Here is a 24,876-nt window from a genome sequence, read left to right on the forward strand (position 1 = left end):
TTAAATCTTTTTTAGAGCACTAATTAAATTATCAACATCTTCATGGGTGTTGTAGTGGACCATACTTGTTCTTACAACGCCATCATCAACATCAATTCCTAGTGCTTTAAGGCATCTCCAGGCATAAAAGTTATCATTTCTTGTTGCAATACCATATTTAACAAGATTACTACTAAGTTCCTTTGAGGACTTATTATTCATAGTAAAGGCTATCGTTGGAGCTCTATCTTTGTTTGATATTTGATTTTTTCCAATCAGATTAATATCATCTCGAGAGTTTATATAATCGAGCAAAGGGTTAGCAATCTCCATTTCATGATGAGCAATCAGTTCATTAACAGCTACAATTTTTTCCCTAACAGAGCCTTCTTGTCCTGGAAAGTGGTGCTCAAATAAATTATTAAAGTATTCATATACTCCAATCAAACAAGAAAGCTCTTCATGATTTGGCCCACCTGGATTAAGAGTGTAGGGTACGTCTCCCTCAAGAAACTCATGATTTTGATTTGGGAGTAGGTCTAAAATTTCCTTTTTTCCATAAAGTAGTCCTAAGTGAGGTCCATAGGTCTTATAAAGACTAAATGCGTAAAAATCAACGCCTAGGTCCTTGACATCAGGAAAACCATGAGGAGCATAAGAAACCCCATCACCAACTATATAAGCATCATATTCATGAACTAACTTTGCAATTGCTTTAAGGTCATTAATGGAACCAACGATATTTGAGCAATGCGTTACCGCAACAATTTTTGTTTTATTTGATAAAAGTGACTTTAGGTCATCAATTTCAAGTTCAGCAGTATTGGCATTAATTTGCCATTCTTTTATAACCATTCCATGTTCAGCAAGTCTTCGCCATGCACCAACATTAGCTTCATGATCTTGATTTGTAACAATAACCTCATCACCTGGCTGTAAAAGACTCCTCATAGCATTTGAGAGAACATACATGTTCATTGTTGTTGAGCCACCAATAATAATTTCATCAGTTTTAGCATTAATCATTTCAGCAAATAGAGCCGTTGCCTGATCCATATTGTCACCTGCAATTGCAGAAGTATCAAACTCTGCATAGGGTTGTACTTTGGTAGAGGTCATAAAATGATTTAAATGATCAATGACATTGATGGGTACGTAGCTTCCACCTGCATTCTCAAAAAAAGACCATTTAGAGCTCTTGGGATCTTTAAAGGCTGGAAATTGTGACTTTACATAGTCAACATCTAATGCAACGGTATTTTTTGACATTGGTGCTCCTTATCAATTAAGTAAATTTTTTAAAAAAACTAATTTTTATAGTCTGGCTCTTCCTTATCTAGAATTCTTTTTAGTGCATCAAAATGAAGATCAGATGCATCATATTTTTCCCACTGTTGAGCTGTTTTATGTGCAACTTCATGACTTGCTAAATGTAATTTTTGACCTGTCTGATAGGCGCCAATAAGTGTTTCGCATGATTTTTCATAAAAATAAAGATCATCAAATGCTCTAGCAATAGTTTTTGCAGCAGTAAGAACACCGTGGTTGCCCATTAATAATACTGATTTATTGCCCAGAAGCATGCTTAATCTTTTAGCTTCCTCACCAAGACCCATTCCACTATACTCATAATCAATCGCAACATTCTCATAAAAACGCATCGTATTTTGATCTATGGGTTTCATTACCTTATCATCGAGGCAAGCTAGAATAGTAGCGTATTTAGGATGAACATGAAGGATGCATCTCGCATTTGAATTTTTTCTGTGCATGGCTCCATGAATTGCCCAGGCAGTTGGGTCTGGAGCGTTAGGTTTTGACATGGTTGACTCATCATTGGTGTCAACTAAAATGATATCACTAGCGCGTATCTCTGAGAAATGCTTACCAATGGGATTTAATAAAAATTGAGATCCATCCTTAGATACTGCAAAACTAAAATGATTAGCAACAGCCTCATGCATATTGAGCCTGGCAGCCCAGCGAAATGCTGCAGCTAAATCGATACGTTCTTTTTGAAAATCATTATTCATTGCATTAATTTTAACCTCAACCTTATGAGTAAGGGATAACAAAAATATGTAATATTTTTAATTAAAATAGAACCTTGAAGACCAAGGCATTAGTGAATTATCGCTTTTTTCGGGTAAACTATAATTATATTTTACTGAAGCAAAATGATGTCACTACTGCATAACCTTACTAACAAGGCAATAGCAAAATTTCCTCGAATTTTATTACCAGAGTCTGCTGATCCTCGAATTATTCAAGCTGCTGAAATAATTTCAAGAAAAAAAATTGCCCAAGTGATTTTACTAGGTTCAAATACAAATCCACCATCAGGTATTGAGTATATTAATATAGATGATGAAGATTTGAAGATGGAATATGCAAATAGCCTTTATGAGAGAAGAAAACATAAAGGACTTGACTTAATTGAGGCTCTGGAGCTTGTTTCAAATCCAAGCGTATTTGCCATGGTTGCTCTTTTAAGGGGTGATATTGATGGAGTTGTGAGTGGTGCAATTACTCCAAGTCAGGAGGTATTAAGTAATGCACTTCGAATTATTGGGGTATCTGAGGGAAGTCAACTTGTATCAAGTTTATTCCTTATGGTTTTTGATGAAAATCATAAGTCGTATGGTGAAAATATAATTTTTTCAGATTGCGCTATGAATATAGATCCTAGTTCAGAAGAGCTCGTTGAAATTGCTAAGAGTGCCTATAAGACTGCGGAATCTTTTCTTGAAGATCAGCCAAAATTAGCGATGCTCTCATTTTCTACAAATCAGAGCGCAAAGCATGCTCAAGTTGATAAAGTGAGGCTCGCAACAGAGGCACTAAGGGATGAGTTACCAAAAGCTGATATTGTTGGTAATATTCAACTTGATGCCGCGTTAGATAAAAATGTATTAAAAATTAAGTATCCAGAAACTTCATTTATACCACCTGCAAATGTGTTGGTTTTTCCAAATCTTGATGCTGCCAATATTGGCTATAAGTTAGTGCAGCGTTTTTCTGGTGCAAGGGCAATAGGACCAATTCTACAAGGTTTAGCCAAACCAGTTAATGATTTATCACGAGGTTGTAGTGTTGATGAAATTGTTGATACAGTGGTTATTACAGCTAATCAAACTAAATAAGTCTACATACCGACATAATTAGGGCCACCACCACCTTCTGGAGGAGTCCAGTTGATGTTTTGAGATGGGTCTTTAATATCACAGGTCTTACAATGGAGACAGTTTTGAGCATTAATCTGAAAATAATCTTCACCTTCTTTTTCTAGTATCTCATAGACTCCAGCAGGGCAGTATCTTTGAGCTGGCTCATCGTAAGTAGGTTTATTATAATTTAATGGAATATCAGCATCAGTTAGCTTTAAGTGGACAGGCTGATCCTCCTCATGATTTGTACCAGACAAAAATAAAGATGAAGTAATGTCAAAACTTAATTTATTATCAGGTACGGGGTAGATTTTTAATTTAGAGGATTTACTTGGTTTTAATGAGTCACAATCTCTTTTTTCATCCTTGATAGTAATTGGTAGAGTATTACGAAAGATATTTGATTCAATAAAGTTATATGCTGCGCCAATATAGAAGCCAAATTTATGCATCGCACTACTGAAGTTTCGAGAAGCGTAAAGTTCTTTATAGAGACCACTATTTTTAAATAGATCATCGAAATCACAAATTTCCTCTGCAAGTAATTTATTTACATACTCAGCAGCTAGCATTCCAGATTGAAGGGCGCAGTGACTGCCTTTTATTTTGCTAGGATTTAAAGTTCCTGCGTCACAGCCAATAATCATGCCACCATTAAATTCCATTTTTACAAGAGAATTTATACCACCTTTGGTAATTGCTCTTGCGCCATAGGAGACTCGCTTACCTGATTCTAGATATTGTTTGATAGCAGGATGTTGTTTATATTGCTGAAATTCTTGGAAGGGACTATGATGTGTATTGGAATAATTAAGGTCAACGATTAGACCAACTGCAATCCTATTATTATCAAAGTGATAAAGAAAACCTCCACCTGAAGTTTCACCTGTAAGTGGCCATCCCATAGTATGAACAACATCTCCGGGACTATGCTTATTATTATCAACTTCCCAGATTTCTTTAAAGCCTATAGCAAAATGCTGAGGTGTTTTACCTTCATCTAAATTAAATTCTTTTATTAATTTTTTACCTAAATGACCCCTTGCTCCTTCAGCAAAGATTGTTTGCTTTGCAAGAATATCCATTCCAGGTGTATAGGTCCCTTTTTGATTACCTTCTTTGTCAATTCCCATATCACCAGTAGCAATTCCAGTAACTCTTCCACTTTTATCAGTAATGTAGTCTTGTGCAGGAAAGCCTGGAAAGATGTCAACCCCAAGATCCATAGCTCTTTCAGCAATCCATTGGCATAACTCTCCAAGTGAGATAATATAATTGCCTTTATTATGAAGGCTTTTTGGCATCATCCAAGAGGGTACTTTTATACTTTTATTATTATTAGTAAGCCAATAAAGGTCATCCTTAACAACAGAGGTTTTAAGAGTAGGACAGTTCTTTGCTTCTTCAGGGAAAAGATCAAATAATGTTTCAGGTTCAAATACTGCACCAGAAATGATATGAGAGCCTATTTCAGAACCTTTTTCAAGTAAACAAACAGATAGGTTAGGATTAAGTTGTTTAAGCCTACATGCTGAAGCTAAGCCGGATGGACCACCACCCACTACAACTACATCATATTCTATTGACTCCCTTTCCATTTAAATCAATTCCTAGACCTTATAATCGTTCAATTCTTTTAATGCATCAAATAAATCTACTTGCCAAACTAAATCAGCCATTCTCGACATAGGTGCATCTGGATCACTATTAATGACAACGATGACCTGTGAGTCTTTCATTCCAGCAAGATGTTGGATAGCTCCAGATATTCCAACTGCTAAATAGAGTTTTGGCGCAACAACCTTACCTGTTTGCCCAACTTGGTAGTCGTTAGAAATAAATCCAGCGTCTACTGCTGCTCTTGAAGCTCCTACTGCTGCATCAAGTTTATCAGCAAGTTGCTCAATTAATACAAAATTTTCTTCAGATCCAAGACCACGTCCACCAGAGACAATTCTTTCAGCTGTTGTTAACTCAGGCCTCTCTGATTGAGACTCCTGAAGAGAAATAAAGGTTGAGTTTGACTCAGGAATATCTACAGATAGAGTCTCAACTTGAGCTGATCCACCATCACTAGAATGTTCAAAGGCAGTAGCTCTAACAGTCATTACGATAGTTTCATCAGATGATTCTACAGTTGCCATAATGTTTCCAGCATACAAAGGACGAACAAATGTATTGTTCGATTTAATTTCGCAAACATCAGAGATTGGCTGAACATCTAAAAGTGCACCAACACGTGGAAGAATATTTTTACTGTATGTTGAAGATCCAGAAACTAGAAATTTGTAATCACTCATAGCATCAGCAACTAATTTACTAGCAACTTCTACATTTGCATTTTCTAATGCGGCATCAACAATCATTTTGACAGTAATTATCCCTGCAAGTGCAGCAACAGAAGCTGAGTTTGATGATGCATTAGTTAATACTAATGCATCAATATTATCAGTAAGTTGAGAAGCAGCAGTAATAGCAGCTCTGCTACTAGCGCTGACTTCTGATCCATTTAATTCAATTAAGACAAGTGCAGACATTATAAGACTCCCAATTGGTTTAATTCTGAGAAGAACTCTTCAGCTGAACTTATTTGCTTCGAAGCTCTATCCTTGGTTCCTGACTCCTCAACACTGATTACTTTAATTCTTGGAGAAGTATCAATATCAAGACTAGATAATTCAATAGTTTCTAGCGGTTTTGATCTTGCTTTCATAATATTTGGTAATGAAGCATATCTTGGCTCATTTAATCTTAAATCAACTGTAACAATTGAAGGGAGACTAAGTTTTCTAGTTTCAATACCAGAGTCTATTTCACGACTAACTTCTACACTAGAGGCATCATCACTTAGTTTAAATTCAGAAATGAATGTTCCAAGGGAGTAATTCAGAAGGCCTGACAATATCTGACCAGTTTGGTTATTATCATTATCAACAGCTTGTTTGCCCATAATAATGAGCTCTGCTTCTTCACGTTTAATAATATTCGCTAGAATCTTACCAACATGTAATGGTTGCAGATCAAGCTCAGATTCAGTTTTAATAAAAATAGCACGATCAACTCCCATAGCAAGAGCAGTTCTCAGAGTGTCCACTGTCTTATCTGTACCAATACTAACTGCAATTGTTTCACTAGCAGAACCACTCTCTTTAATAGTTAAGGCTTCCTCAACTGCAATTTCACAAAATGGGTTCATTGCCATCTTAGCATTAGCAAGATCTACTTGTTGTGTTTGACTATTTACTCGTGCCTGAGTATAAGGATCCAGTACACGTTTAATTGGAATAATTATTTTCATATTGAGTTATTTTTTTGTTACAAATCCCGCGAATAATACCATATAAATATGCTTTGTCTAGAGAGACAAAAACACAATTTTTTTAAAGATAAATCTTACTAAAGAAAAAAAACTTATTTTTTATAATCATTACTTTTAATTGTTACTAATTGGAAATCTTAATTTTGCTTCAGCACCTTTTTGAATAAAGCGATTTTGAAGCGTTATCTCACCACCATGAAGTTTCATTATTTTCTTTACAAAACGAAGTCCTAAACCATTTCCTCTAACCCCAGTATCTGGTCTAGAGACAGAGAAAAATCGAGTAAATAGCTTTCTTAGAACATGATCAGGTATGCCTGGACCATCATCAAGAACAACTATTGACATAGCAGTATTTGTTTCAGATGCCTTAATAGTAATAGTCCCTCCAGTTGGGCTAAAGTCTAGAGCATTATTTATAATATTTCCAATAGCTTGTTCTAATAATATCTTTTCAGCATTTATGGTTGATTTTTTAGCAATCTCTATAACAACTTTAATTTTTTTACTTGCAATTGCTTTAATCCTAATAGGTGCATTTAAGACATCATTTACTACAGAAACAATTTTTAATTTCTCGATTCTTGTTAGTTCCTCTAACCGCTCTATTCTTGAAAGATCAAGTAATCTAGTTACTAATAGATCCATATGTTTATTTGACTCTAAAATATTTTCAATAAATCCCTTTCTCTTTTCATCACTCATTGGTTCTAATAGAACACCTGCAGTAAGTTGAATTCCAGCTATTGGAGTCCTAAGTTCATGAGCTAGAGTACTAATATATTGCTCTACATCATCTTTAAGTTCTACTTCATTTCTAGCATCTTCAATTGTCTTAGCAAGACTATCAAACTGAATATTAAGATCTGGCATAGAAACGTCCTCTCCCTTGAATAGACTAGTGGTATATTTTTGAATACGGCGGATGTTTCGAGAGATTCTATAACTCCCAAGAACTCCAAAAATTAATGAGATTAAAAATATATAAAAAATAAATTTAAATAAATAATTAATATCTAATAAGTCCATCATTGGAGCAACAACTACAAGTGCCCCAATTACCTCGCCAGTATTACTATAAATTGGATTTGAGGCATGGAGAAACTCTGATTTATAGAACCATTCAGTGATAGCACCTCTTCCTTTTTTTGGTCCTGGAATGAGTTCTGTAACAACCCTGATAATATCTTCCTCACCCTTTAGAACCGAATCAACTTGATTCAGGACACGCATATCTATACCAAGAGCTAGACCCCTTGAATCAAGAACAAGTAGGCCATCCTTGTTTGTGACGTAAATAGCGAGATTCTCAAGTTTTTGATTGGATTCAATGGCTACAGTATTCTTTTGTGAGCGCAAATAATTAACCACTAGGCCTTCAAAGGTTTCTAGATCAATTTCACCATCTTTATTATTTTGAGAAGCAACTCTACTCATTAAACTTGAAACTTCAATCATCACTGATTTTGCAGATTCGATACTGGTTCTATAAGCAAAAAACCAAACCAATGTTGAGCTTACCAAAAAGTAAAGTATAAAAAGTTTGGTTCCAATATTTAATTTAAAGTGTCTCATTCAATAAGACTGTATCCAATTCCCCTGTGAGTCTCAATATACTCCGCCTTATCATCAATTTTTTTAAGACTCTTGCGGATTGACTTTATATGAGTATTGATTGTTTTTGTATCTGATCCATGGGGACTATCCCACATAATATTCATCAAATCCTCTCTTGAATGAACTCTATTAGGGTTTTTAATTAAGTGCGATAAAATTTTAAATTCTATAGGAGTAAGAGTTAGCTCAATTTCATTAAATACAACTCTTTGCATGGCTTGATTAATACTGAATTTAGAATCACCAGGAGTTGCGTTTGGACGATTATTTCTTAACTGGGAGCGAACATGAGCCACTACTAATCTTGGGCTTAATGGCTTTGTCACATAAGCATTTGCACCCAATCCCTCTAGACCAAGAACTTGGTCAGACTCATCATCTCTTGCAGAAATAATAATTATGGGAAGGGTATGAGTTTTTCTAACTTTTCGAAGAATATCAAAACCACTCATATCAGGAAGGCCAATATCAAGAAGCATTAAATCGACATTATTATTATCAAGATATTCAATTGAATCTTTGCCATTATCAAACCACTTACAACTAAAAGAATCCTGCTCAAGAATAAATATTATGCTTTCAGCAATGGTTTTATCGTCTTCTACAATTAGTATTTGTTGCATTAGAGCTTGTTTTATATCCAAAAAAAAGATTATTGTAGTTTAAAAACAAATAAAAGAAATAATCTTCATAAATTCTTCACATAAACTTCATTTATAAAACATTTGACACTTTGTTGCAAAGTCTATTATGTGCATATTGTTTTTAGTTTATTAGAGTCTATGTAACGAAAACCCCTTTTAGTTACATTTTAAAAATAATGGCTAGTGAACTGTCTAATAATTTTAGATTATACATTAGCTTAATATTTTTCTCTAATAGCTAAAAACAATATTATTGATTAGTTTTTTTTAAAGAACCTCGGAATCTCATATCATTCTCTCTCCGTTTGATATATGAGGTACTCGCTTCAGTTGGTCGGTCACTCCTACCAACCAACTGAAGTTTTTTAAAGGTGATATATGATTACACGATCTAAAAATAAAATTATCAAAACTCCTAGTAAAAGCTTAACGAGCTCTTATTGCCAGAGAAATAATATTAATGAACAACAGTTTTTAAAGGCAATGGCATGGTACCAAAGCGCTATTATTAGTTCTAAAAAAAATACAAATAATCTTTCAACGAACTAAGTTTGCTGTTTTTTTAAATAGGGTATTATTTTCGCATGCGTCTATCTGTTATTAAACCACTATTCTTTTTAGTATTTCTATTAATTACTTCTTCCTCAGTATTAGCCAATCTTGAAGTTGGAGATAAAGCTCCAAACTTCATTCTGAATGATCAAAACAATGAATCTCACCAATTGAGTGATTATGAGGGTAGGTGGGTAATTCTTTATTTTTATCCTAAAGACGATACTCCAGGTTGTACCACTCAAGCCTGCGACTTTAGAGATGCAGTTAAAAGGATTATTGCGAGCCGATCTGTTGTATTTGGTTTAAGTTTGGATAGTGTCGAGTCGCACAAACGCTTTTCTGATAAAAATAACTTGCCATTTTCACTATTATCAGATGAGGAGGGTGTGGCTGCAAAATCTTATGATTCTCTTAACAACTTTATGGGTTATAAAAGTGCAAAGCGTAATACTTTTATAATTGATCCTGAAGGCTTCCTATCCAAGATCTACCTTTCAGTAGATCCTAAAACACATTCACAGATGGTTTTAAATGACCTCTCTTTATTACAAAAATAAATTTAATTTTTCTAATTATTATTTATTAAATTTTCTTTAGATTTTTTTGACATTTTTTTAATAGTTATTTCACGCTTTAAAGCCTCACCTCTTGATATAGCATTCTCCTGATAAACTATTTTTAATGGCTTTCTAGATCTAGTATATTTTGCACCACCATTAATTTCACCATGATGTTGTTTAAGACGTCTATCTAAGTCATTAGTGATTCCACAATAGAGGGATTTATCCCCACATTCAAGAAGATAAATTATCCATTTTTTTGTAGGAATATCAGTCATTAGAAAGTTTTAAGCATAATTATTCATTAGAATATTTAATTACATTATAATGCGCGTTTTTTAGAATATTTATATAGTCATTAATAATCATGTTAACTAATGTAATGCGCTCAATCTGGCCTCTATTTCTAGGTGTTTTATTCATAAGTCTAGGGAATGGTCTCCAAGGTACACTAAGTAGCTGGAGAGCAGATTATGAAGGCTTCTCAGTAATTACTACTGGACTCGTTATGTCAGGTTACTTTTTAGGCGCTTTTGCAAGCTCACTGATTTCACCAAGTCAAATCAATAAGACAGGCCAAATTAGAACTTATGCTGCATACGCCTCAATAGCCTCAACAGCAATTTTGATACAACTTCTTTTTATTGAGCCTCCTGTTTGGTTTGTATCAAGATTTCTTTCAGGCTTTTGCGTTGCAGGAATTATGATTATCGTTGAGGGCTGGCTAAATTCAATTTCTTCTAATGAAAATAGGGGGCAAATATTCTCAATACATATGATGGTCGTATGGGGTGGCTTAGCAATGGGCCAGGGTTTGTTTGTAGTTGATGATCCTAAAGGAGTGAGCTTATTCTTACTTGCTTCAATTTTACTTTCAATCTCACTGATACCTATTCTTCTAACTGAAATTAAAGCCCCTGAGTCTGAGCTTCAAGAGTATTTAGGCTTTAAAGCTCTTTGGAAGGCCTCACCTTCAGGCGTTGCTACAATTGGCATCTCTGGACTTGCTTCTGCTGGATTTTTTGGAGTTGGAACAATTTATGCCATTAAATCTGGTCTAAGTGTTTCTGAGACTGCATTATTTATGACACTTTTCATTGGTTTTGGTGCTCTATCTCAATGGCCATTAGGCTGGCTTTCTGACAGAATTGATCGCAGAAAGGTGATTTTATTATGTTGTTCAATAGTTATAGGTCTTTGTATTATTCTTGCTTTATTTGATTTTTCTAAGACTACATTCTTAATCTTAAATGGGTTAATTGGAGCAACAACATTACCTCTATATTCCCTTGGAGTAGCTCAAACTAATGATCGTCTAAAGCTGAGCCAAATGGTAAGTGCTAGTGGCACAATTATCTTTGTTTACAGTGTTTTTGCAGCATTAGGACCATTCACAATGAGTTATTTTCTTGAATTATTTGATAGTAATGGGTTTTTATTATATTTAAGTATAGTTCACCTAGTTATTGCACTAACAGTATTTGTAATGATGTTTATTACTGAGGACGTTGTAGAGTCAGATCAAGCAGACTTCCAAGTTATGGCTCAAACTCCAAGCTTAGTTGCAATGGAGGTAATAGCAGAGGAAGCTCTAGAATCGCAAATAGACTTAGAAACTTAGTTAAACGCTTGCAGGGTTATCCACATCATGACCTAAATCTTTTAAGTCTTGATATCGATCACCAATTCTATGATGAGGCCTGCCACCAATTGATGCGCCTAATGCTACGACTATTTCATCATCTGCTGGTGCATCTGGGACAGAGAGATGAATAGTCAAATAATGGGACCTCCTACCAACATCGTTTTTATCCATAAGAGGAATCATAATTGGAGCGTTAGCTCCACCTCGAGTATTACAAAATGATAAGTATGATTTAGCTCCTACAGCCTCACGATAAAAGTTACCAAAACGAAGCGTATGAATTATTCCAGAGGCATGTTCAATTTCACCTTTGAGACCAACAACTGCAGATTTTCCATAAGCTTCAACTTTATCCCCAGATCCAGCTTCCTTAACAATCATTGCTGTTAAGATTTCTCCTAATTCAGGAGCAACATCTAATATGCCAGGTTTTAGATCATCAATGAAGACATTCTCTTTTAAAAGATTGACCCAAGGGTTTTTTATTACGGCAACTGCAGCAATTAGAATAAGTGGATTCTTAGCTTTTTTATTACCCTCAATGAGCGTTTCTTCAACATGCATGAGGGTTTTTCTTATTACTAAAGGCATCTAATGCTCCTCTAAGGGCTGGTTTAAGCCTCTTTGAAAGACAATAATTAATGCACCAATCTCTGAAAATGAAGAGTGCTTACTTCCAGGCTCAAAGGAAACAAACTCACCTTTTTTAAAAACCATTCCATCTGAGTCAATTAATTCACCTTCTACAATAAGAAATTCTTCAAAGCCCATATGAGTATGGGGAACAGTTTGTGCGCCTGGATCCATCTTTAAAACATAACTCCCTTGACCTGAAATTTGATCATAACTAATAATATGCCAGCTCATATTTGGAACTGGAGCACCATAACGATCGAATGGTTTAAATTCAACATTGTGGATATCTATTATGTTTCTATCATGCATAAATTATTTATTCTAGATTATAGTTTTCAAATTAATGATTGTAGCCAGTTATCCTCAGCATATTGACAATTTTGATCGACTAAATGCAGACTAAAAGCTTGTCGAGAGCGGCTTGATGTATTTGCAGCACTATAATGGGGAAGTTGGCCATGCAGCACAATAAGTGAGCCAGCCTTTACCTCAAGAAGGTCAAGAGATTGATTTGGCCATGGACTATCATCTAAAATCTCAAATTCTGTTCCACCATTTGCTGCTAATTTAAAACGCTTTTTAAGCGGTATTGAATGACCACCAGTAATAGCCTGTAGACAGCCATTCTCTATATTGGCATCTTCAAGTGCCAACCAAAATCCTATGCAACTCATTGGAGTTGTGTAAAGAAATGTTGAGTCTTGATGAAGCCCAACCTCTCCACCAATACTTGGTTGTTTAAAGATATGCATAGATTGAAGTTGACGTGGGTTTTTTATACCAAGTTGTTTACCAATTACTGGGAAATTTAATTCTGATATAACTTTTTTATAAATTGGATCTAACTCATGTTGCGCATGACCTATTTTATTAATTGATTGTTGCTTAGGAACCGTAAAGTTACCATTTTTATCTATGGCCTTTTCTTCGAAAAAAAAACGGATTTGATCACCAGAGCTGAGAAAGTATTCATCACTAGTGCGCTCTTGCTCATTAGTTGTAAAAACAGAATGTGAAGAGGGTGGTTCAAAGTCATTAATTAATTCTTTTGCCCGATTCATTAATGCGTCTCTTTGATTTTTCTTAATATAATCTGCAATAACTAAGTAGCCATTCTGATCGAATTCTTCAATTTGTTTTGATGTCAACATATTCTTAACTATAAATAAAAATTGTATTATAAAATTTAAACATAAGTCTTATAAACTCTTTGCGTAATTTGAGTAAAAATTTCATATGAAATTGTATTACAACAATGTGCAACCTCATCAACTGAGACGTTATCCCCAAAAAGCTCCACACTATCTCCAATCTTGGGCTCGGGTACATTAGTTAGATCAATAGTAATCATATCCATTGAAACCTTTCCTGCAATAACTGTCTTAACACCATTAATAAAGACTGGTGTGCCATCTTTAGCACTTCTTGGGTAGCCATCACCATAACCAATAGCAACAACTCCAATTTTCATATCATTTTTACATATATATCGATTTCCATAACCAATTGATTGTCCAGCTTTGAAATTTTTTATTGACGTTAGTGGGGAAGATAGGCTCATAACAGGAGAAAGTTTATCTATATGAGGCTTATTAGAAAATGGGGATGACCCATAAAGCATAATCCCTGGACGAACATAATCTTTATGAGATTTAGACCATTCCATTACTCCTGCTGAATTTGCTAGTGATGAGTCATACTTTCTAGCATTTGCTATATTTTCAAAATCTTTTATCTGGGCTAGCGTTGAATCACTTTCTAAGTTGTCAGCATCAGAAAAATGAGTCATCATAGTGATATTATTAATATTTTTACTTTGCTCAAGGGAATTAATTGCACTTATAAATTCATCATCCTGAAACCCTAGTCTTCCCATTCCAGAGTCATATTTAATAAAAACATTTACTGGCTTTATAAACTTATGGCAATTCAGAATCCATTTGAGTTGTAATGAGTTACATATTGTAGGAATTAAATTATGTTTTTCTATAAGTGCAAGCTCTGACTCTTCAAATATGCCCTCCATCAGAAGTATAGGTGTTTTATTTATTTCAGATTCCCTGAGCTCTATAGCTTCCTCAATACTGGCAACTCCAAGGATATCAGCATTACTCTCTAGAACACTAGCCACTTTTATTGCGCCATGACCATATCCATTAGCCTTAACTACAGCTATTACTTTTGACTTTGGCGCTAAAGATTTAACGTATAAGTAATTTTTCTTGATTGCACTGAGGTTAATTGTAGCTGTACATTTTCTAGCCATAATTAAGAGCAGTTTTATTAGAATAGTTGTAGCGACTCATTTCAATACCATCAAAAGAGATTTCAGGCTTGGTACTCGATATTATACTTGCTAATAGTTTTCCCGAGCCCGCTGACATTGTCCATCCTAGGGTCCCATGACCAGTATTTAAATATAAATTAGAATATGGCGTAGCCCCGATAATAGGTGTTCCATCAGGCGTACTTGGTCGAAAGCCAGTCCAAAAGTTAACATCACTAGACTCACTTGTAGCCATAGGAAAAAGGTTATTCAAGCCATTTTTTAAAGATCGCAGTGATTTAGCTCTTAGCTCTTTATTGAAGTCAGTAAGATGAGCTGTTCCTGCAACACGAACATTATCTCCAAGTCGAGTTATACCGATCTTATTTTTATCATCCATAATTGTAGATTGAGGAGCATCTTTATCATTTAGGATAGGAAGAGTAATAGAGTAACCTTTAACGGGATATACAGGAATATCTATACCTATAGTAGCAAGCAATTTTGATGAGTAACTCCCAAGAGATACTGAGTAATTATCAGAACTTATTTCACCTTTATTTGTCTTAATTGCACAGACCTTATTATTTTCCAGAAGTATTGATTCAATGTGAGTATTAAATTCAAATTTAACGCCCATTGCGAGGCATTTTTTATAAATTTCATTTGCAAAAATAAAGCAATTTCCTGTGAAGTCATTTTTAAACTGAAGACCTCCTGCAAGCTTATTTTTTATATATTGAAGGCCTGGCTCTGCCTTTATGCAGGCGTTAGCATCAAGTAATTCATATTTAATATTAAATTTTTCTAAAATTAATGTATCTTTTTTTGCCTTTTCAAGATCTTTTAGATTCCAAAATAGTTGTAAAGAACCTTGCTTCCTTTGTTCATAATTGACATCTATTTCTTTTTCAATCTCCAATAAGCATTTTTGAGAATAATTAGCAACTCTAAGCATCCTGCTTTTATTAAGCTCATAGCTTTTTGGATTACAGTTTTTGAACATGCGATACATAAATTTAGTTGTCTCAAAACTGATATTGGGATTAACCACAACTGGTGATCTTCCTGTTAGGGTCCATTTAATAAGATCAAGTGGTAATCCTGGTGCTGCCCAGGGTGAGGAAAATGCATAAGATAATTGACCAGCATTTGAGTTACTTGTCTCCATTGCAACACTATCTTGTCTGTCAATAACTGTGACATCATGCCCTTGTTTTGCAAGAAAATATGCAGAGGTTGTGCCAATAATTCCAGCGCCTAAAACCAACACTTTCATTCGACTAAAATATTTATTAAAAAACTTATTTTACCACTGCCAAATAATCTCAATCTTCAGAACTTTAGAGTAATGTAAAGAGTAATTTTAAATTACAAAAAAAGAAATATTAAGTTATTAAATGATTAAAAAAAAGTTGGTAAAATCAAATATTAAATCTATATTCGGAATTCATTATGTTTGATAAAAACTTAATATTAAGAGATGTCGATCCTGACATTGATAATGCCATAAATGCTGAAAATGCCAGACAGGAGGCGCATATTGAATTAATCGCATCTGAAAACTATACCTCACCTGCTGTTATGTACGCTCAAGGTTGTCAAATGACTAATAAATATGCAGAAGGCTACCCTGGTAAACGATACTACGGTGGTTGTGAGCATGTTGATGTTGCAGAAAATCTTGCTATAAGCCGTGCCAAGGAATTATTTGGTGCTGCATATGCTAATGTTCAGCCACACTCAGGCTCAACTGCTAATTCTGCAGTCTTTCAGGCGTTATTAGTTCCAGGAGATACTATATTAGGCATGAGTTTGGCTCATGGTGGTCACTTAACTCACGGCGCTGCACCTTCATTTTCAGGAAAAAACTTTAATGCTATTCAGTATGGTCTTGATGAGTCAACTGGTGAAATTGATTATGATCAGGTTGAAAGACTTGCACTTGAGCATAAACCAAAAATGGTAATTGCCGGTTTTTCAGCTTACTCAAGGATTGTTGATTGGGCTCGTTTTAGAGAAATCGCTGATATGGTTGGAGCTTATCTATTGGTAGATATGGCCCATGTTGCAGGTTTAGTAGCAACTGGTGATTATCCTTCACCTATTGAATATGCTGATGTATGTACCACTACTACCCATAAAACTTTACGAGGTCCCAGAGGTGGTTTAATTGTCGCTAGAGCAAACGAAGAAATAGAGAAAAAACTTAATTCTGCTATTTTCCCAGGAATTCAGGGCGGACCATTAATGCATATTATTGCTGCTAAGGCCATAGCCTTTAAGGAAGCAATGAGTGATGACTTTAAGGCTTATCAAAAACAAGTTGTCATTAACGCAAGAGCAATGGCAAGTGTCTTCATTGAAAGAGGCTATGATGTTGTCTCTGGCGGAACAGACAATCATGTTTTCTTAGTTAGTTTTATTGAACAAGGCTTAACAGGTAAAGCAGTTAATAATGCCTTAGGTGATGCTCACATTACTGTAAATATGAATTCAGTTCCAAATGATCCACAGTCACCTTTTGTCACGAGTGGTATCAGAGTAGGAACACCAGCAGGCACAACAAGAGGCTTTGGTGAGTCTGAATGCAAAGACATCAGTCATTGGATCTGTGATATTTGTGATGACCTTGAAAATGAAGCTGTAATTGATGAAGTTAGGGCGAAGGTTGGAGAGCTTTGTTCTAGATTTCCAGTTTATAAGTAACTGTCATGAGATGTCCTTTTTGTCAATCCGATGACACTAAGGTCCTAGATACTAGATTACTTGATGATGGTTCACAAGTTCGTCGTCGTCGCGAATGTATCGCCTGTGGTGAACGCCATTCTACACGTGAGACGGTTGATTTAAACCTTCCTAGATTGATTAAGAGTGATGGCTCTAGGCAAACATTTAGTGAAGATAAGCTAAGGTCTGGACTTCTTAAAGCCCTTGAGAAAAGACCCGTACCAATTTCTAAAATTGAAACTGCCATTCAAAAAATTCAGCGAAAACTAATGGCTCAGAACGATAGAGAAGTCCCCTCATCTATTCTTGGCGAATGGGTAATGGAGGAGTTGAGAGCTCTTGATGAGGTTGCCTATATAAGGTTTGCATCAGTTTATAGGCAGTTCCAAGATATTGAAGCATTTAAGAGTGAGATTGATAAGTTAATGAATAAGTAACCTTTCGGCTTATGGCAAAAACTAAAATTGAATTTGTTTGTAGAGAATGTGGATCCTCTCACCATCAGTGGGCAGGTCAATGTCTAGATTGTAAGGCATGGAATACACTTGAAGAGGTGGTCATTTCTCAAGCAACTTCGTCAAAACCTGAAAGTTTAAAGGATCTCCCAGCATCTAAAGTTCAAAATCTATCTGAAGTTAAATCCCAAAATAAAGATCGTTTATCGACAGGCTTAACGGAACTTGATAGAACCCTAGGTGGGGGCTTAGTAGACGGCTCTGTTGTTCTTATTGGTGGTGACCCAGGCATTGGTAAATCAACTCTTATATTACAAGCGCTAGCTGCAGTTAATGCAACAAATACCACCCTATACGTCAGTGGCGAGGAATCGGCTGAACAAGTCAGTGAAAGAGCTCTTAGATTAGACATTAAGGAAGATATATTATTCATTGGTGAAACTCACTTAGAAAAAATAATAAAACTCTCAAAAGATGTCCAGCCTAAGGTCATTGTAATTGACTCAATTCAGACTATGGTTACTGATGTTTCAACATCAGCGCCAGGTTCAGTGACGCAAGTAAGAGACTGCGCAGCGCAACTTACCCAATACGCTAAACAAACTAATACAATTCTTTTGATGATTGGCCATGTTACTAAGGGTGGGGCTTTAGCGGGACCACGAATTCTTGAACATATGGTTGATGCTGTACTTTATTTTGAAGGCGACCCTGGTGGACGTTATAGAATTATTAGAGCTGTTAAAAATAGATTTGGTGCTGTTAATGAAATCAGTGTTTTCGCAATGGGTGAGAAAGGCTTGCAGCAAGTAAGCAACCCTTCTTCTATTTTTCTTTCAAATCAAGAGAATCCTTCTTCAGGATCAATGGTAATGGTTACAAGGGAGGCTACAAGACCTTTACTTGTTGAGATACAAGCACTTGTGGACCAAGCTAATGGCACTCCAAAAAGGGTCAGTGTTGGTCTCGATCAGAACAGATTATCACTACAACTAGCCATTCTTCATAAGCATTCAGGAATAGCTACATTTGATCAGGATGTTTTTGTAAATGTTGTTGGTGGAATCAAGGTAAGTGAAACTGCATCAGATTTAGTTGTTATGCTTGCAATAGTATCTAGTCTCAGAGATAAAGTTATTCCAAGTAAATGGATCGCTTTTGGTGAGGTTGGTCTTACCGGCGAAGTGCGTCCAGTCTATAATTCTATGGAAAGATTATCAGAAGCCCAAAAGCAGGGCTTTGAAGTGGCAATTATTCCAAAAGGTAATGCGCCTAAAAAACCGATAAAGGGAATGAAAGTTGTAACTGTAGGGTATCTATACCAAGCAATTCAGTATTTACTTGAAAACAGCTAGTTTTTTATAAATCTACCCCTTTTTGAGCTCTAATATTAGCTCTAAAAGCATGCTTTACATCTTTGACTTCACTCACAGTATCTGAGACTTCAATAATGCCCTCACTGGCAGCTCTTCCCGTAATTACCACGTGCTGTCCGACTGGCCTATTACTTAGTGCCTTAAGGATTGATGTTTCATCAAGATACTTATAATTAATCATGTAGGTAATCTCATCAAGGACAACAAGATTAATTTCTGGATCAGCTAGAAACTTTTCAGCTTCCAACCATGTTTCATTTGCTAACTTTTTATCAAGCACTTGGTCTTGCGTATTCCAAGTAAAGCCGCTCTCCATATGGGCTGATACAACATTAGGGTTACTATCAAGAAAAAGATCTTCACCTGTCTGTTGTTCACCCTTTAAAAATCGCACGAGAGCAACCTTCATTTCATAACCTAGAGCTCTACAAATCATCCCCATAGCCGAGGATGACTTACCTTTACCATTTCCAGTCAAAAGCACAATGATTCCTTTATCGATATTAGCCTTTTCAATTCGGGAATCAATGTGTTTTTTCTTACGCTGCATTCGCTTTTTATAGTCAGCTTCACTCATCTAATTAAGCCTTCATAGTTCATTAAAATTTGTATGTGAGTCCTGCTTTGATATTTCTTGTAGAGTTATCAGGATATATAACATTATCTCTCAAACGTGTTCCATAGCTATTTTCAAATAAATTTTCAACATCTAAAGAAAAACTTAGATCATCGTTGGGGTTGTAAGATAAGTTAAAGTTTGTTGAATTATATTCTGGCTGTTTTTTTGTAAATATATTTGCATAATCTTCCTCTGCAAAAGCTTCACTTCGATATTTTTGAGTCAGTGTCATATTAGCCTTGTTACTAAAGCTGTAAATAACAGAAGCTGAGATGTTATGCTTTGAGGTCATTGGATTTGTTTTTCCATTTAATGCTCCAGCTCCTTTATCATCTGAATCTATCTTAGCAATTGTATAAGCATAATTAAGATCAGTGGACCATTTTGGACTAAAAACATATTTATTCTGAAGTTCTAGGCCTTGCTTATGAGATTTGTCAAGATTAAGGTTATCGCCAAAGTATCCACAGTCTGAGGCTGCATTGGACTTACATAAAAACATTTCATCCTTAACATTTGATCGATACAACGTTACTTTAGTTTTTGAGTTATCTGTCAAATGATTAAGACCAACATTAAAGGTTCTGCTTTTAGATGGTTTTACAAAACCATTAAATACTTGCCCTGTAGCTGGCCATGCAGCAGAAATAAAGAATCGATCAATTAAAGGGGCTTGAAAGGCATGGTTATAATTCGTAAATATAGTGGTATTAGGACTTAAAGAGGTATTAATACCAATATCAAATGCATTTAAATCATATTCACCAGACAGTGCAGTGCCAGAGTCAGGGCTATACTTATAATCTACTTTTTCCGAGCGAGCGCCAATGGTAAATACTGAATCATTACTGAAATATTGAAGCTGAGAAAATACACCAAAGTTCTCTTTTGAAGTTGTGTTGCGAGAGGTTGCACTTGTTGATTCAACTTTTCTCTTACCGTCAAACATATTGATACCACTATCAATTTTTATATCTCCATTTGTATATGTTAATAGGTAATCATTGCTATTGTAATCATACTTATAGTTATCAACCGTTGCTCCTGAATATGAGTAATAGTTTTTACTTTCTTTATCAGTAGCTGATCTATTTGTTGTAAATTCAAAATTTTCACCCCAGTTACGTTTTATTTTGAAGTTAGTTGTGCTTGATTCAGCATCACGATAGGTGTATCTAGCTCCAGTACCATTACCTGTTGGGTCAGCTTCAAATTGCGCATCACTAAGGTAGTTTGGGTATCTAATATCTGAATTAGTTCTATAAAGATCTAGTGATATTTCTGTCCCACCAACAGTAGTATAGGTGCCGCCAATATTTGATTTAGTTTGTTCACCTTTATCCTTAACTCCACCAGTAGCAGCTTTATGGAAGCCATCATGCTTATGACTATCCATAGAAACATTTAAGTCTATTTTTTCATCATTGATTCCAAAAGAGGCAGACGTCTGACTTACCCCATAGTTTCCAAAACTTGTGGATACTTTGGTTTCAGAATTCTTTTTAGTATAGAAATGAATAGCTCCTGCCATTGCACTATCACCATATATAACTGAGCCAGTACCTTTAGTAATCTCAATCCTTTCAATATCATTAATATTTACTCCAGCAATATCTGGACCACTAGTATCAATATTGTTAAGTCTTCTGCCATTAAGAGTAACAACTAGATTATGGGAGCCAATAGTTAAACCGTATCCACGAGCTGAGATTTTTTTAGAAAACCTATTACCAGACGAAGCAGCAAGAGATAGTGAGGTATTTTGAGATAAAAAATCATAGATATTAGTTACATTAGAGTTTTTAATATCATCTAGCGTGTAAACCTCAGATGCAAATGGTGCGGAAGTATCATCCTCATTAAAGTAATTTGAAGAAAGCTCTGTTGGATTTAAAGTAATTTTAATTGGACCAATAACAGCAAATGCTGAACTCGATGCAAATAAAGCTGCTAATGCAGCAGTGTAGAGTTGTTTAGTTTTCATTGTGACCCCTATTTATAAAATAAAAAGAGGGATTTTGAGTAAAGAATTACAAGATATGTAATTGATTAACTCACCACCCATCGTAGTTTTAAGCATTACAAACTTGTTATGTATCGGACTCATCAATTAAGAATTACCGTTGCGAGGGCAGTGTTGGATTTTCACCTACTTCCATATACAAATTTAAGTGAATTATATCGAGTTTTTGGAAAAGAACAATAACTAAATTAAATTATTTTTTATACATCCCAATACTTAATAAAAACAATGCTTTGAAGTGCTTATAGTCTTAGGTAAAATATCGTATAAGAATTATGATTGGCTCATATTATGAAAAATGATTCACTTAAAAATTTAAGACTACAAATCGATGACTTAGATCAGAGGATTCAATTGTTGATCTCTGAGCGCGCAGATCTTGCAGCTCAGGTGGCGCTTGTTAAAAAAGAATCAAATACACAGAGTGCATTTTATCGACCTGAGAGAGAGGCAGAAGTTCTTAGTAAGGTCATAAAGAGAAATAAAAGCCTATTAAAAGATAAAGATATTGCGTTAATTTTTAGAGAAATTATGTCTGCATGCCTTGCTCTTGAGCAGCCACTTAAGATTGCTTTTTTAGGTCCAGAGGGCACATTTACCCAAGAAGCAGCTCTTAAACATTTTGGTCACGGTGTATCTTCACTTGATTGTGGAACTGTTGATGAGATTTTTCATCAAGTAGAGACTGACAACGCGCAGTATGGGGTAGTTCCAATTGAGAACTCCTCAAATGGTGTTATTGGGACCTCTCTTGATATGCTCTATAGTCATGATTTAAATATTTGTGGTGAAGTTGAAATTGCTGTTGCACATCATTTAATGATGCAAGATCAGTCTCAAGAAATTAAAGTTATTTATGCACATCAGCAAGCCCTTGATCAATGTCATCGCTGGTTAGCTAATCACTACCCAAACACTGAGCTTCGTCCAGTTGCTTCAAATGCACTTGGTGCTAGAATGGTAAAAGATGAACCAAATTCTGCTGCTATTGCTTCCAAAGTAGCTCTAAATATTTATGGTCTTCAGAGGGTAGCTAAAAACATTGAAGATAATGCAGGAAACGTCACTCGTTTCATTGTAATTGGTAAAGATGAAGTGCCACTTGGTGTTAATGATAAAACTTCATTATTAGTTGTTACAAAGCATGAATCTGGTGCTTTATTTGATCTGCTAGAACCATTCAAGGTTAATAATATCAATATGCTTCAGCTTGCTAGACATCCCATACCTGGTGTTAAATGGGAGTACTTATTTTTTATAGATATAGAAGGGCATCAAAGTGAGAAAAATGTTGAAGATGCTATATCAAAAGTTAAATCCCGCGTCTCTAAGCTTAATATTTTAGGTTCTTACCCAGTAGCTGTTTTATGAACGCCTGTGAATCGATCCTTGGCTTGAGTCCATACCAAGGAGGAAAGCCAATTGAAGAGCTTGAGCGTGAGCTTGGTATTAAAAATATTACCAAACTTGCTTCTAATGAAAACCCACTAGGAATTAGTAAAAAGGTCAGTGATGCAATAAAAGACTCATTACCTAATATTAATCGCTACCCTGATGGTAATGCTTTTGAATTAAAAAAGGCTATTAGCAACAAGCTCGGTATTAAACCTGAGCAAATATCATTAGGAAATGGCTCTAATGAATTACTTGAGCTGATTGCTAGAGTTTTTGTGTCAAAGAGCTCAGATGAGGTCATTTTCTCTGAATACGCTTTTGTCGTTTACCCACTGGTAACTCAAGCTCTAGGGGCAACAGCACAAGTCTCGCCTGCTAAGAATTTTGGTCATGATTTAAATGCAATGCTTAGACTAATTAGTAGTAATACCAAATTAATCTTTGTTGCTAATCCAAATAATCCAACCGGCACACTTCTAAGTAATGAGGAGATTTATAGTTTTTTAAATCGAGTCCCAGATCATATCCCAGTTGTACTTGATCAGGCTTACTTTGAGTATATTGATAAAGGAGATCATGCCATTAGTTGGCTTGAAGAATTTGATAATCTAATAATCACTCGAACTTTTTCAAAAGCCTATGGTTTAGCTGGCTTGAGAGTAGGTTACTCAATATGTAGTAACTCTATATCAGATTATATTAATCGTGTTAGAGAGCCATTTAATGTTAATCATACAGCGCAAATAGCAGCAATAGCTGCGCTAGCTGATGATGAATATTTAAAAGAGTCAATTAAAGTAAATGCTGATGGCTATAAGCAACTTAAAATAGGGTTTAATCTATTAGAATTAGAATATATTCCTTCTTCTGCAAACTTTATTGCTGTTAGATTTAATGATGCTATGCAAATCTATAATGATCTCCTGCATGAGGGTGTTATAGTTCGTCCCGTTGAAATGAAAAATTATTTAAGAATCTCTATTGGAACGAAACAAGAAAATGAACACTTATTGAGTGCATTATCAAAGATACTATGATTAATAAAATTACAATAATTGGTGTAGGTCTGATAGGTGGGTCGCTTGCAAAGGCTTTAAAATCAAACAATCTTGCAAATATAGTTTTTGGCTTTGGAAGAGACCAAAACCGACTAGAGGCTGCAACTAAAGAGGGCATTATTAATCAATATTCAACTGATTTAAAAATTGCAGTTGATGGTGCTGATATCGTTGTCATTGCAACCCCAGTAGGCTCTTTTGAGTCCCTTCTTCATGATCTTAAGCCTTTAATTACTCAACACATGATTGTTACTGATGTTGGCAGTACTAAGTCAAGTATTGCAAATTCAGCAAAAAATATTCTCGATGAAATGTTAAGTAATTTTATTCCAGCACACCCAATAGCTGGTAAAGAGAAGAGTGGCTTTGAGGCAAGTGATGCTGGCTTATTTTTAAATAAAAAAGTAATTATTACACCTCTTGATACTAATCTACCTGAATCTATTAATACTATTAAAAAAATGTGGGAAGATGTTGGTGCTAATGTTGATTTTATGAGCTCTGAGTCTCATGATGAATTATTAGGTATGACCTCTCACTTACCGCATATGTTGGCTTTTTCTTTAGTTAATTACTTAGTTAGTCAAAACCCAAGTGCCTCTATCTATGCTGCGGGTGGCTTTAAGGACTTTTCTAGAATAGCCTCTGGTGATGCAGTTATGTGGAGTGATATTTGTCTTAATAATAAGGCTCAAATTATTAAACATATTAAGAATTACCAGAAGACTCTAGATTCCTTGGTTAGCTTTATTGATAATGAAAATAATGATAAATTAGAAGCTTTCTTTGTTAACGCAAAAAAGACAAGAGACTCATGGATAGGATAGGAGCT

General features: G+C 35.2%; 24 protein-coding genes and 1 riboswitch. Of the genes, 9 read left to right on the forward strand and 15 right to left on the reverse strand.

The features are described 5' to 3' along the window. Both CRN91_RS05715 and CRN91_RS05720 read right to left on the reverse strand, forming a co-directional pair. Entirely contained in the window at positions 1-1,248 is a 1,248-nt protein-coding gene (locus tag CRN91_RS05715; RefSeq protein ID WP_114115479.1) for an aminotransferase class V-fold PLP-dependent enzyme, read from the reverse strand. A gap of 38 nt (positions 1,249-1,286) precedes the next feature. Then, the gene (locus CRN91_RS05720) at positions 1,287-2,012 is read right to left on the reverse strand and encodes a class II aldolase and adducin N-terminal domain-containing protein (RefSeq protein WP_114116072.1); all 726 of its coding nucleotides are present in this window, start codon (positions 2,010-2,012) and stop codon (positions 1,287-1,289) included. A 144-nt stretch (positions 2,013-2,156) separates the two neighbouring features. Here CRN91_RS05720 and pta point away from each other — a divergent pair, with 144 nt between their 5' ends. After that, on the forward strand, positions 2,157-3,122 hold the full coding sequence (pta, locus tag CRN91_RS05725; RefSeq protein ID WP_254424922.1) for a phosphate acetyltransferase: 966 nt from the start codon (positions 2,157-2,159) through the stop codon (positions 3,120-3,122). 2 nt (positions 3,123-3,124) lie between these two features. Here the strand turns inward: pta and CRN91_RS05730 are convergent, their stop codons facing one another. From CRN91_RS05730 to CRN91_RS05750, 5 genes are all read right to left on the reverse strand, one after another. Beyond that, a complete protein-coding gene (locus CRN91_RS05730; protein ID WP_114115481.1) occupies positions 3,125-4,744 on the reverse strand; it encodes an electron transfer flavoprotein-ubiquinone oxidoreductase in 1,620 nt (539 codons plus the stop codon). 12 nt (positions 4,745-4,756) lie between these two features. Continuing rightward, the gene (locus tag CRN91_RS05735) at positions 4,757-5,683 is read right to left on the reverse strand and encodes an electron transfer flavoprotein subunit alpha/FixB family protein (protein WP_114115482.1); all 927 of its coding nucleotides are present in this window, start codon (positions 5,681-5,683) and stop codon (positions 4,757-4,759) included. Next, positions 5,683-6,444 carry an electron transfer flavoprotein subunit beta/FixA family protein gene (locus tag CRN91_RS05740; protein WP_114115483.1) on the reverse strand — a complete coding sequence of 254 codons (762 nt, stop codon included), beginning with the start codon at positions 6,442-6,444 and terminating at the stop codon, positions 5,683-5,685. The genes CRN91_RS05735 and CRN91_RS05740 overlap by 1 nt, the downstream gene beginning before the upstream one ends. Positions 6,445-6,579: 135 nt before the next feature. Continuing rightward, positions 6,580-8,040: an ATP-binding protein gene (locus CRN91_RS05745; protein ID WP_114115484.1), complete on the reverse strand. Its 1,461-nt coding sequence runs from the start codon at positions 8,038-8,040 to the stop codon at positions 6,580-6,582. After that, the gene (locus CRN91_RS05750) at positions 8,037-8,705 is read right to left on the reverse strand and encodes a response regulator (RefSeq protein WP_114115485.1); all 669 of its coding nucleotides are present in this window, start codon (positions 8,703-8,705) and stop codon (positions 8,037-8,039) included. The genes CRN91_RS05745 and CRN91_RS05750 overlap by 4 nt, the downstream gene beginning before the upstream one ends. Positions 8,706-9,310: 605 nt before the next feature. Here CRN91_RS05750 and CRN91_RS05755 point away from each other — a divergent pair. After that, complete coding sequence (locus CRN91_RS05755; RefSeq protein ID WP_114115486.1) at positions 9,311-9,838, forward strand: peroxiredoxin; 528 nt, start codon at positions 9,311-9,313, stop codon at positions 9,836-9,838. Between the two features lie 11 nt (positions 9,839-9,849). Here CRN91_RS05755 and CRN91_RS05760 read toward each other — a convergent pair whose 3' ends face one another. Then, on the reverse strand, positions 9,850-10,119 hold the full coding sequence (locus CRN91_RS05760; protein ID WP_114115487.1) for a GIY-YIG nuclease family protein: 270 nt from the start codon (positions 10,117-10,119) through the stop codon (positions 9,850-9,852). A gap of 89 nt (positions 10,120-10,208) precedes the next feature. On the opposite strand from CRN91_RS05760, the gene CRN91_RS05765 reads away from it, so the two are divergent. After that, the gene (locus CRN91_RS05765; RefSeq protein ID WP_114115488.1) at positions 10,209-11,462 is read left to right on the forward strand and encodes an MFS transporter; all 1,254 of its coding nucleotides are present in this window, start codon (positions 10,209-10,211) and stop codon (positions 11,460-11,462) included. Here CRN91_RS05765 and CRN91_RS05770 read toward each other — a convergent pair whose 3' ends face one another. From CRN91_RS05770 to CRN91_RS05790, 5 genes are read right to left on the reverse strand one after another with little or no spacing between them, the layout of a single operon-like run. Further along, complete coding sequence (locus tag CRN91_RS05770; RefSeq protein WP_114115489.1) at positions 11,463-12,077, reverse strand: amino acid synthesis family protein; 615 nt, start codon at positions 12,075-12,077, stop codon at positions 11,463-11,465. Beyond that, positions 12,078-12,431 (reverse strand): cupin domain-containing protein, encoded by a 354-nt coding sequence (locus CRN91_RS05775; RefSeq protein WP_174688439.1) that lies wholly within the window; start codon positions 12,429-12,431, stop codon positions 12,078-12,080. It lies immediately after the preceding gene. A gap of 26 nt (positions 12,432-12,457) precedes the next feature. Beyond that, positions 12,458-13,273, reverse strand: a complete 816-nt coding sequence (locus CRN91_RS05780; RefSeq protein WP_114115490.1) for a phytanoyl-CoA dioxygenase family protein — start codon at positions 13,271-13,273, stop codon at positions 12,458-12,460. A 35-nt stretch (positions 13,274-13,308) separates the two neighbouring features. Continuing rightward, entirely contained in the window at positions 13,309-14,388 is a 1,080-nt protein-coding gene (gene alr / locus CRN91_RS05785; RefSeq protein WP_114115491.1) for an alanine racemase, read from the reverse strand. After that, positions 14,381-15,667: a D-amino acid dehydrogenase gene (locus CRN91_RS05790; protein ID WP_114115492.1), complete on the reverse strand. Its 1,287-nt coding sequence runs from the start codon at positions 15,665-15,667 to the stop codon at positions 14,381-14,383. The genes alr and CRN91_RS05790 overlap by 8 nt, the downstream gene beginning before the upstream one ends. Before the next feature lie 176 nt (positions 15,668-15,843). On the opposite strand from CRN91_RS05790, the gene glyA reads away from it, so the two are divergent. From glyA to radA, 3 genes are read left to right on the forward strand one after another with little or no spacing between them, the layout of a single operon-like run. Continuing rightward, on the forward strand, positions 15,844-17,097 hold the full coding sequence (gene glyA / locus CRN91_RS05795; protein WP_114115493.1) for a serine hydroxymethyltransferase: 1,254 nt from the start codon (positions 15,844-15,846) through the stop codon (positions 17,095-17,097). A gap of 5 nt (positions 17,098-17,102) precedes the next feature. Continuing rightward, positions 17,103-17,555, forward strand: a complete 453-nt coding sequence (gene nrdR, locus CRN91_RS05800) for a transcriptional regulator NrdR (RefSeq protein WP_114115494.1) — start codon at positions 17,103-17,105, stop codon at positions 17,553-17,555. Positions 17,556-17,566: 11 nt separating this feature from the next. Beyond that, positions 17,567-18,928 carry a DNA repair protein RadA gene (radA, locus tag CRN91_RS05805; protein WP_114115495.1) on the forward strand — a complete coding sequence of 454 codons (1,362 nt, stop codon included), beginning with the start codon at positions 17,567-17,569 and terminating at the stop codon, positions 18,926-18,928. 4 nt (positions 18,929-18,932) lie between these two features. On the opposite strand, the gene cobO is transcribed toward radA, so the two are convergent. Beyond that, positions 18,933-19,526 carry a cob(I)yrinic acid a,c-diamide adenosyltransferase gene (gene cobO / locus CRN91_RS05810; protein WP_114115496.1) on the reverse strand — a complete coding sequence of 198 codons (594 nt, stop codon included), beginning with the start codon at positions 19,524-19,526 and terminating at the stop codon, positions 18,933-18,935. A 22-nt stretch (positions 19,527-19,548) separates the two neighbouring features. Further along, positions 19,549-21,552 (reverse strand): TonB-dependent receptor, encoded by a 2,004-nt coding sequence (locus CRN91_RS05815; RefSeq protein WP_114115497.1) that lies wholly within the window; start codon positions 21,550-21,552, stop codon positions 19,549-19,551. A gap of 87 nt (positions 21,553-21,639) precedes the next feature. After that, a riboswitch (cobalamin riboswitch) is annotated at positions 21,640-21,769 on the reverse strand. A 113-nt stretch (positions 21,770-21,882) separates the two neighbouring features. On the opposite strand from CRN91_RS05815, the gene pheA reads away from it, so the two are divergent. The 3 genes from pheA to CRN91_RS05830 are packed head-to-tail and all read left to right on the forward strand — an operon-like array spanning position 21,883 to position 24,871. Beyond that, positions 21,883-22,962: a prephenate dehydratase gene (pheA, locus tag CRN91_RS05820; protein WP_114115498.1), complete on the forward strand. Its 1,080-nt coding sequence runs from the start codon at positions 21,883-21,885 to the stop codon at positions 22,960-22,962. Beyond that, on the forward strand, positions 22,959-24,023 hold the full coding sequence (hisC, locus tag CRN91_RS05825) for a histidinol-phosphate transaminase (protein WP_114115499.1): 1,065 nt from the start codon (positions 22,959-22,961) through the stop codon (positions 24,021-24,023). The genes pheA and hisC overlap by 4 nt, the downstream gene beginning before the upstream one ends. Further along, positions 24,020-24,871, forward strand: coding sequence for a prephenate dehydrogenase (locus CRN91_RS05830; RefSeq protein ID WP_114115500.1), 852 nt, complete (start codon positions 24,020-24,022; stop codon positions 24,869-24,871). The genes hisC and CRN91_RS05830 overlap by 4 nt, the downstream gene beginning before the upstream one ends. The last annotated feature ends 5 nt before the right edge of the window (positions 24,872-24,876 follow it).

This window comes from Candidatus Thioglobus sp. NP1 (assembly GCF_003326015.1).
Classification (GTDB): Bacteria; Pseudomonadota; Gammaproteobacteria; order PS1; family Pseudothioglobaceae; genus Pseudothioglobus; species Pseudothioglobus singularis_A.

Excerpts from the sequence above, each read along its gene's own strand:
- CRN91_RS05790 (WP_114115492.1), bottom strand. The coding sequence starts at position 15,667 with ATGAAAGTGTTGGTTTTAGGCGCTGGAATTATTGGCACAACCTCTGCA.
- pheA (WP_114115498.1), top strand. The coding sequence starts at position 21,883 with ATGAAAAATGATTCACTTAAAAATTTAAGACTACAAATCGATGACTTA.
- CRN91_RS05775 (WP_174688439.1), bottom strand. The coding sequence starts at position 12,431 with ATGCATGATAGAAACATAATAGATATCCACAATGTTGAATTTAAACCA.
- CRN91_RS05765 (WP_114115488.1), top strand. The coding sequence starts at position 10,209 with ATGTTAACTAATGTAATGCGCTCAATCTGGCCTCTATTTCTAGGTGTT.
- glyA (WP_114115493.1), top strand. The coding sequence starts at position 15,844 with ATGTTTGATAAAAACTTAATATTAAGAGATGTCGATCCTGACATTGAT.
- CRN91_RS05750 (WP_114115485.1), bottom strand. The coding sequence starts at position 8,705 with ATGCAACAAATACTAATTGTAGAAGACGATAAAACCATTGCTGAAAGC.
- CRN91_RS05815 (WP_114115497.1), bottom strand. The coding sequence starts at position 21,552 with ATGAAAACTAAACAACTCTACACTGCTGCATTAGCAGCTTTATTTGCA.
- cobO (WP_114115496.1), bottom strand. The coding sequence starts at position 19,526 with ATGAGTGAAGCTGACTATAAAAAGCGAATGCAGCGTAAGAAAAAACAC.
- CRN91_RS05740 (WP_114115483.1), bottom strand. The coding sequence starts at position 6,444 with ATGAAAATAATTATTCCAATTAAACGTGTACTGGATCCTTATACTCAG.
- CRN91_RS05830 (WP_114115500.1), top strand. The coding sequence starts at position 24,020 with ATGATTAATAAAATTACAATAATTGGTGTAGGTCTGATAGGTGGGTCG.
- CRN91_RS05770 (WP_114115489.1), bottom strand. The coding sequence starts at position 12,077 with ATGCCTTTAGTAATAAGAAAAACCCTCATGCATGTTGAAGAAACGCTC.
- pta (WP_254424922.1), top strand. The coding sequence starts at position 2,157 with ATGATGTCACTACTGCATAACCTTACTAACAAGGCAATAGCAAAATTT.
- nrdR (WP_114115494.1), top strand. The coding sequence starts at position 17,103 with ATGAGATGTCCTTTTTGTCAATCCGATGACACTAAGGTCCTAGATACT.
- CRN91_RS05760 (WP_114115487.1), bottom strand. The coding sequence starts at position 10,119 with ATGACTGATATTCCTACAAAAAAATGGATAATTTATCTTCTTGAATGT.
- alr (WP_114115491.1), bottom strand. The coding sequence starts at position 14,388 with ATGGCTAGAAAATGTACAGCTACAATTAACCTCAGTGCAATCAAGAAA.
- hisC (WP_114115499.1), top strand. The coding sequence starts at position 22,959 with ATGAACGCCTGTGAATCGATCCTTGGCTTGAGTCCATACCAAGGAGGA.
- CRN91_RS05720 (WP_114116072.1), bottom strand. The coding sequence starts at position 2,012 with ATGAATAATGATTTTCAAAAAGAACGTATCGATTTAGCTGCAGCATTT.
- radA (WP_114115495.1), top strand. The coding sequence starts at position 17,567 with ATGGCAAAAACTAAAATTGAATTTGTTTGTAGAGAATGTGGATCCTCT.
- CRN91_RS05755 (WP_114115486.1), top strand. The coding sequence starts at position 9,311 with ATGCGTCTATCTGTTATTAAACCACTATTCTTTTTAGTATTTCTATTA.
- CRN91_RS05780 (WP_114115490.1), bottom strand. The coding sequence starts at position 13,273 with ATGTTGACATCAAAACAAATTGAAGAATTCGATCAGAATGGCTACTTA.
- CRN91_RS05735 (WP_114115482.1), bottom strand. The coding sequence starts at position 5,683 with ATGTCTGCACTTGTCTTAATTGAATTAAATGGATCAGAAGTCAGCGCT.
- CRN91_RS05745 (WP_114115484.1), bottom strand. The coding sequence starts at position 8,040 with ATGAGACACTTTAAATTAAATATTGGAACCAAACTTTTTATACTTTAC.
- CRN91_RS05715 (WP_114115479.1), bottom strand. The coding sequence starts at position 1,248 with ATGTCAAAAAATACCGTTGCATTAGATGTTGACTATGTAAAGTCACAA.
- CRN91_RS05730 (WP_114115481.1), bottom strand. The coding sequence starts at position 4,744 with ATGGAAAGGGAGTCAATAGAATATGATGTAGTTGTAGTGGGTGGTGGT.